8 protein-coding genes and 1 pseudogene are annotated in these 6,783 nt (G+C 51.2%); 4 read left to right on the top strand and 5 right to left on the bottom strand.

Annotated features, from left to right (window positions below; all coding sequences use genetic code 11):
* Positions 1-187: 187 nt before the first annotated feature.
* From AD949_RS00260 to AD949_RS00245, 4 genes are all read right to left on the bottom strand, one after another.
* Positions 188-418, bottom strand: coding sequence for a helix-turn-helix domain-containing protein (locus tag AD949_RS00260; RefSeq protein ID WP_048836575.1), 231 nt, complete (start codon positions 416-418; stop codon positions 188-190).
* Positions 419-707: 289 nt separating this feature from the next.
* Positions 708-1,253, bottom strand: coding sequence for an STM4504/CBY_0614 family protein (locus AD949_RS00255; protein WP_048836576.1), 546 nt, complete (start codon positions 1,251-1,253; stop codon positions 708-710).
* Positions 1,254-1,256: 3 nt separating this feature from the next.
* The gene (locus AD949_RS00250; protein WP_048836577.1) at positions 1,257-1,640 is read right to left on the bottom strand and encodes an AbiJ-NTD4 domain-containing protein; all 384 of its coding nucleotides are present in this window, start codon (positions 1,638-1,640) and stop codon (positions 1,257-1,259) included.
* Positions 1,641-1,771: 131 nt separating this feature from the next.
* Positions 1,772-2,953, bottom strand: a complete 1,182-nt coding sequence (locus tag AD949_RS00245; RefSeq protein WP_048836578.1) for a tyrosine-type recombinase/integrase — start codon at positions 2,951-2,953, stop codon at positions 1,772-1,774.
* Positions 2,954-3,499: 546 nt separating this feature from the next.
* On the opposite strand from AD949_RS00245, the gene AD949_RS00240 reads away from it, so the two are divergent.
* The 3 genes and pseudogenes from AD949_RS00240 to AD949_RS14765 all read left to right on the top strand — a co-directional run.
* Entirely contained in the window at positions 3,500-3,889 is a 390-nt protein-coding gene (locus AD949_RS00240) for an antitoxin Xre-like helix-turn-helix domain-containing protein (RefSeq protein WP_048836579.1), read from the top strand.
* A gap of 98 nt (positions 3,890-3,987) precedes the next feature.
* Positions 3,988-4,578: an RES family NAD+ phosphorylase gene (locus AD949_RS13515; RefSeq protein ID WP_244463422.1), complete on the top strand. Its 591-nt coding sequence runs from the start codon at positions 3,988-3,990 to the stop codon at positions 4,576-4,578.
* Between the two features lie 153 nt (positions 4,579-4,731).
* Positions 4,732-4,848 (top strand): annotated as a pseudogene (locus AD949_RS14765) (IS5/IS1182 family transposase); the annotation flags it as partial.
* A gap of 70 nt (positions 4,849-4,918) precedes the next feature.
* Here the strand turns inward: AD949_RS14765 and AD949_RS00230 are convergent.
* The gene (locus tag AD949_RS00230) at positions 4,919-5,719 is read right to left on the bottom strand and encodes an NAD(P)H-dependent oxidoreductase (RefSeq protein ID WP_048836581.1); all 801 of its coding nucleotides are present in this window, start codon (positions 5,717-5,719) and stop codon (positions 4,919-4,921) included.
* Between the two features lie 100 nt (positions 5,720-5,819).
* Between AD949_RS00230 and AD949_RS00225 the strand changes: the two genes are divergently transcribed.
* Positions 5,820-6,737, top strand: coding sequence for a LysR family transcriptional regulator (locus AD949_RS00225; RefSeq protein WP_048836582.1), 918 nt, complete (start codon positions 5,820-5,822; stop codon positions 6,735-6,737).
* The last annotated feature ends 46 nt before the right edge of the window (positions 6,738-6,783 follow it).

Here is a 6,783-nt window from a genome sequence, read left to right as displayed (position 1 = left end):
AACGCTCATCCGTGACTTTTCAAACAGGCTCTAAGGTTTGACTTGTGTTCTTCGGTTGCCTCAGGTATATTCATATCTAATAATTCTCAATTACATCTTATTGGAAGCCCTTCTTGTTGGTCGCAAGAGGGGTTTCATTTTATATTCGACAGCTTACCGTGGCCCGTATTCTGCCGTTATTTCATTATTACTTGACATGCCGACGAGCGATCCGGGTGCCGACAGCGTCAGGCTGATCCTTACGTGATTCAAAATAAGCCTCTACATCAGCAACCTTAATCCGTCGTGCCCGGCCAATTTTGCACGACCCGAAGGCACCAGCATTCAGCAACCGGTGCACAGTGGCCGCGCTAATAGAAAAGGCGGTCATGATGCCTGAAATAGAGGCATAGACCGGCTTTTGCGTCTGTTCGATCATATTATATCTCCATGGGAATTATCGCTCTGGAGCTATTATAATTCTAACCTGTATTGATACGCTATTCATTTTTATTGTTTTTAAACGGACAATTACTTTACACAGTCGCATAACACAAAGAAAGCAGACCGAAACCTCAGCAGACCACTGGTATCTGTGAGAGGGCGGCTGAGGGGTTTATACCCGGTTGCGGCCAGAAGGACACCAGCGGGTTGGGAAGTAAGACTAGCCGCCCGCATTTTAAATATTAGATCTATCCCGAAAAAATTATTTCGTAATACTAGGTTAGTTACTTGGCAGCTTCAGAGATAAACACGATCTTGCTCGCAGCCAAATGAAGGGCGTAAGCCGCGATATACGCGGGAACTGATTTCGGTTGCGCACCTTGACCATGAGCAGAGTCATTGTCCCGTATTTTAGGGAGGCCGCTCTGAAGAGTAGCGACGAGCTGATCAAAACTCGTGTCCAAGTATTCCGGCCAAAGATGGTTTGCACGAGCAACCTTGAGGAGATCTGAGATACGCGCACCCTTGTTATATGACCAGCCTTTCTTATCAAAGATCGCTTTAAAGGTACTTTCTAATGCACTAGCGGCCAGGCCCACTGCTTGCCTATATTCTCCTGCCCGATAATGCTCATGGGCAGAAAGAAACTCCTGCCTAGGCCCATCAAATCCTTCCCCGGACAATAAAGTTAAAGCCGGTTTGACTACTTCCGAGTGAATGAGCTGGCTATCCACTCGAATAAGCCGATTTCCTTCAACTTGGTATCCTACGCCAGCACGTCTTAACCGATAGTTTATCTCATCAATCGCCTCTTCTGGATTGACTGTCACACTCTATTCCTGACGTTCGGAATAATGTCGGTCATCACCCATTACGTGAATACCAAGCACAATCAATTCAACTAAATCCAACCAATCCGTTGTAGTGCAGTTATCTAGAAAACTAAGAACACGGAGACCTGCGAGCTTGTCGTGCCCAATCTTCTCTAAGCCGTTTTCACGGAGAAATACTTTTTCAATTTCAGCCCATAAACTATTATTACGATCCCGCGAGTCTACCGCATTTCCTCTTATTCCCACTTTTCCAAGTGCATCCACAGAAATTTGTTTAATCTGCACTCGAAGAGTAGATGGAATTTTATCATATTGATAAACATCAATATGATCGAGATTTGCGGCTTCTGCCTCTCTTTGAGAAAATAATTTAATGATCGCCATGGTAAATCTTTTTCCGCCAATTAGCCTTCTGCTACAATATAGCACAGGCAATAAAAACTATACATTTAAGAACAGTATTTTCATAATCAGCAATATCAATAGCGTAACACGCAATAGAATAAATACACTCGTTAGCTAGTTGTCCACCTCTCCCAGTCATCCATCATCTGCCAACGTTTGGCAAAAAGATCCCCTCGCCGGTATGCCCGCTCAACTGCTGACCCCACGGTATGGGCCAGAGCCATCTCGGCCACCTCACGTGGGTAATCGGTCTCCTCAGCAGCCCAATCCCGGAAGGTAGACCGGAGGCCATGTATCGTGACACCCTTAGTCCCGGCTGCGATATGCAGAGCCTTTGATACGGCAACATCGGACAGGGGCTTTCCTGCCTTCTGACCGGGAAAGACAAGATCGCCTCGTCCCACATCTCTGAGAGGGATGGCTTCCCGAAGGATTGCCACAGCTGATTCGCAGAGTGGCACCCGGTGCTCCTTCCCCGCCTTCATCCGCTCTTTCGGGATAGTCCAAACCTTATTTTCGAGATCTATCTCAGACCAAACAGCGCCCCGCGCCTCCCCCGACCGGGCCGCCGTCAGGCAAATGAAGCGAGAAACCTTTGCCGCCACACCTTCTGACTGAGCCAATGCTGCCATGGCCCGAGGCACATCCTTCCGGTCGAGAGCAGCAAAGTGTCCTGCCTGTGTCACTTTTCCGGGGGCTGGGAAGATGTTGGATAGGTGACCTCGCCACCGTGCCGGGTTCTCCCCCTCACGCCACCCGTGGCTCCGGGCGTAGTCAAGGATACGTTCGATGCGCCCCCGGACACCGTTTGCGATCTCATTTTTCTCGGACCAGATCGGACGGAGGATGGCAAGCACATCTTCTGTGTCTATGGCGGCGACGATCTTCCCGCCGAGAGAAGGATAAGCATACCGGGTAAGCACACTCCGCCAGATAGGGGCTGTTTTAGCGTTGCGCCAACCGGGGGTCTGTTCCGTAATGTATCGCTCAGCGGCCTCGGCAAAGGTTCTCCCGACCTCTCTGTTTCGGACGCGGGCATCTATCGGGTCGATTCCCTCCCGCAAAAGTGCGCGGGCATCCGCTGCCATGGTCCGGGCTGTGGCCAACGGGATGTCATATGTAGGTCCGAAACCCATCTCTCGGCGCTTCCCTGTGGCTGGGGACTTAAACCGGAAGGACCATGCCTTGGAACCGCCGCGTGCCACGGCCCATAAGTTGCCACCGTCAGATAGTGCGCCCTCTTTAAGCGTCTCAACCTGCCGGGCCTTTAGCCTATGTGGTGCTACCTTCATTAGTCTATCTCACCCATCTTCCCGCCCCTCTTAAAGTCGGCGTTCCTTGGATAGCTTGAGATAGGACTGGCTACCTAGAAAATAATTTTCTCAATCAATTCAAAGGCTTTAAGACACCTTTAGATAGGAGGGGATAGGATGGTTTGGCGCCCGTCGCGGACACCATTCACTTATTTCAGCCGATATCACCCCGTTTCAAACCCGCAGAAATCTCAGCTTTTCTTGCTTTTCGCCGTTGCATCTGGTGCCATCCAATCCCGCGATTTTTGGGTAACGGACGGGGCATAAGATTCCCGAAAACAAGGTAACGGGCCGGACCCCTACGGCGGGAGAATGGCAGGCCGCTGAGGCTGCGCTTTATGCCGCCAACGCTAAGGTACAGACTAGCTGATACTCTTAACCGGCCAGAAGGCAATCAGTGGTTATATAGTCTGAGCGTGCATTAAACAGCCCGCGCACAAAAAATAATGCGATTAGGTCATTTGATCTTATTGATGCGTTCAAATGGTCTGATATAAGAAACCAAAGGAAAAACGGAGAATTTTAATGCAGCCAGCAACCAAAAGTGCACCAGCTGGTGGCGCAACGAGCATTGCGCTGAAAGCTGTCAGCCGCATCATGGCAGAATGGGGTGTATCAACGCCCCAAGCTGCACTGTTGTGTGATATGTCAGAAAGCACTTGGAAACGCGCTAAAAAACCGAGGTTTTCTGGCGAGTTAACTCATGATCAAATGCTGAGATTAAGTGCGCTCATAGGTATTTATAAATCCCTCAAGCTATATTTCGATGACCCTCTTGCTTCCAAATGGATGACGCTAGCTAATACCGGGCCATTGTTTGACGGCAAGCGTCCGATTGATGCGCTAATAGAATTCGGACTGCCCAACTTTATTGGTGTACGGTGCTATCTAGATGCGCTGCGAGGTGGGATGTGAGGCGTACAACCATATGTGACCGAGGCCTTATCCGACTAATTCCTGCCACATATCATAAGCCTCCTACGCTTCGCGCGCTTGTAGATACCGAGGAAGAGTTGGAGGTCCTTGCAAAAATAGAAAGCTTAACGAGCCTTCGGCAACTGGCTGAAAAAGGTCAGAATATGCATGTTGATAAACGGGAATTGGCATGGCAGAGGCGAAATTCTGACCTAAAAATTTATGGTCATAGCCATATTAATGCTGCCTTCACTTACACGCGTATTACTGGGAACCGGTTTAACTCCTCAGCTAGAGGCGCATGGTATTGCGCTTGGGACATGAGAACCGCCGTCGAAGAGGTCGCTTATCATAAGATAAGAGAGCTCTCCTATGTAGGAATTTATGACGAGAAAGCACGTTATGTCGAACTGCTCGCTGATTTCATAGGTGACTTCCCTGATATAAGCGATGAACCAGAGCACCCCTGTCTTTCTGCGGATCCAGCTGTAGGCTATCCTGAAGGGCAAAAACTTGCTCTTGAGCTTCAGCAGAAAGGTGAGCGTGGCCTCATTTACCCATCTGTCAGAAACCCCGGTGGGCAATGTCTTGTAATATTTGATCCCTCAGCCATTCAAAATGTTCGCCCTGGCGCTAAATGGGATTTGGTATGGTCTGGCTCTCCAGAGTTTAGCTTAGAAAGCATCTAAAATATTTGGGGTATTTTTCGGGGTAACGTTCAAAAATTAACTTCATAATGCCATTATAAATCAGAATATTATATTCCGTTATAAAAGTCCGTCGCGAACACCAATCTTCGGAAAAATTGGAGATACCTCAAAACTTCTTGGTTTTGAGTTCCTCTGTGTGATCCCCTCTATCCTGTTTCCCGCACTGTGGGTTTGGCAGTCTTCCGTCCTGATCTGGAAAAGGCTGCGGCCTATGATGCGGATGGGAGCAAAGGCGGTCTTCCGCCGTTTTAGACTTGTAATGGTCTTGTGCCCGTGCGGCAAAGCACTCAGCCGCACGGGCACAAGATTACGGGGGGAGTCACTCTCCCTGCGACTTGGATTCCCCGACATGGAGAGCGAAACGCACGGCACCAGGTGTTTCCAAACCGGGTTTCAGTTCCATCGTGGGGATTTGATACTCGCCGTCGTTCTGCTTCCGATAGGGGATGGGTGACGTCGCTTCCAGCGTGCGCATCCGTTCGCGCAGTTCATCCGCCACTGTCCTGAAGCGAGCCTCGTCCAGTCGATCCACTCGATAAGCCACGTACGGCGGCAGGACGGTGAAGCCCGGATAGAACAGAATACCGTGATTGATAGGGAACAGCAGATCATCAATCTGGCCGTTGATCCCCCTCTCTGAATAATGTTCGGACCAGCCTCCAACGGTCACGACTAGCATAGCGCGCTTGCCCGCCATCATACCTTCGCCATAGCGATCGCCCCAGCGACGATCACTGTGCTCGCCGACGCCATACGCGAAGCCACACGCATAGACACGATCGATCCAGCCCTTAAGGATTGCCGGCATGGCGAACCACCAGAGTGGAAACTGGAGGATGACGGTATCTGCCCAACGCAATTTGTCCTGCTCGGCTTTCACATCACCCGTAAGACCGTCCGCCGCGAATTCGCGTGAAGAAGCAGACGCCACTTTCAAACGTTCGTCCGGACCAATATCTGGGAAATCTGCCCGGTCCACGGCTGCTTTCCAGTGCATAGCGTAGAGATCCGAGACCTGTACCTCATGTCCCTGAGCCTTCAGTTCAGCGACCATAACGTCAAGCAGGGCTCCATTGAGCGAGTGTCTTTCTGGATGAGTGAAAACGATCAGGACATTCATGAGCAGCCTCTCTTTACAGGGAAAATTTCGTGCCCACTCAGAGTACGCGATAGGCTATTCTCCTTCCATGCAGCAATAATGGCATGGAGAATGCCGAAATATGGAACACTCTCTAATCTCACTGGAACGGATGCGAACCTTCGTGCGCATTGCCGAGCGCGGAAATTTGGCCGCCGTCGCTCGTGAAACCGGCGCGGGGCAGTCGACGATCACGCGGCATCTGCGCGAGCTTGAAGAGGCTTTGGGAGTGTCCTTGCTAACGCGGACGACGCGCCGCACGGCGCTCACAGACGAAGGAACACGCTATTACGCACATTGTGTACAGATTCTCTCCCACGTCGAGCAGGCCAACCAAGAGATGCGCGATACGCGGCAAGCAACGGCAGGAACAGTGCGTATTTCCTGTACCGGCGCACTGGGCGTCCTGCATGTCAGCCGTCTTGTCTACGCCTTTCAGGACCAGAATCCGGGGATACAGATAGCATTTGGCCTGACAGACGAGCGCATTGATCTGGTGCGTGAGGGTGTCGATATCGCTGTTCGCCTCGGCCCGCTGAATGATTGCACGATGAAATTGCGCACCTTAGGCGAAAGTAAACGCCTGCTTGTCGCATCGCCAGAATGGCTGCGGCGCAACGGTCCGGTGCGGCGACCTGAGGACCTTCATGATCTCGACGGGGTGCGGATGTCACGTGTGCAAGGGTCAGATCGACTGATTCTCCACAGCGCGACGGGCAGCAACCATATCGTGCCGTTTCATGGCCGCCTGACTGTCGATCACGGTCTGGCAGCGCGAGACGCATTCCTTGCGGGTCGAGGCTACGGGCCTGCCCATCGCTGGCTAGTGGAAGACTGCCTACGAGACGGACGTTTGGTGCCTATCCTGCCGGACTATACGCTGCCGTCTGTACCGCTCAACATGCTAATCACGCCGGAACGGACAAACGTGACACGCGTCCGACTCTGTGTGGATTTTCTAGCAAAAGAGATTGGTAGAATCCCCGGCATCACCCGGTAGAACCCAAGGAATTTCTAATATCTAAAGAATTTTTGCACTGAGGCCC

The sequence above is a fragment of the Acetobacter orleanensis genome (genome assembly GCF_001581005.1).
Lineage (GTDB): Bacteria > Pseudomonadota > Alphaproteobacteria > Acetobacterales > Acetobacteraceae > Acetobacter > Acetobacter orleanensis.
Note: the sequence above shows the minus strand (reverse complement) of the source record. Positions and strands in the feature narration are given on the sequence as shown.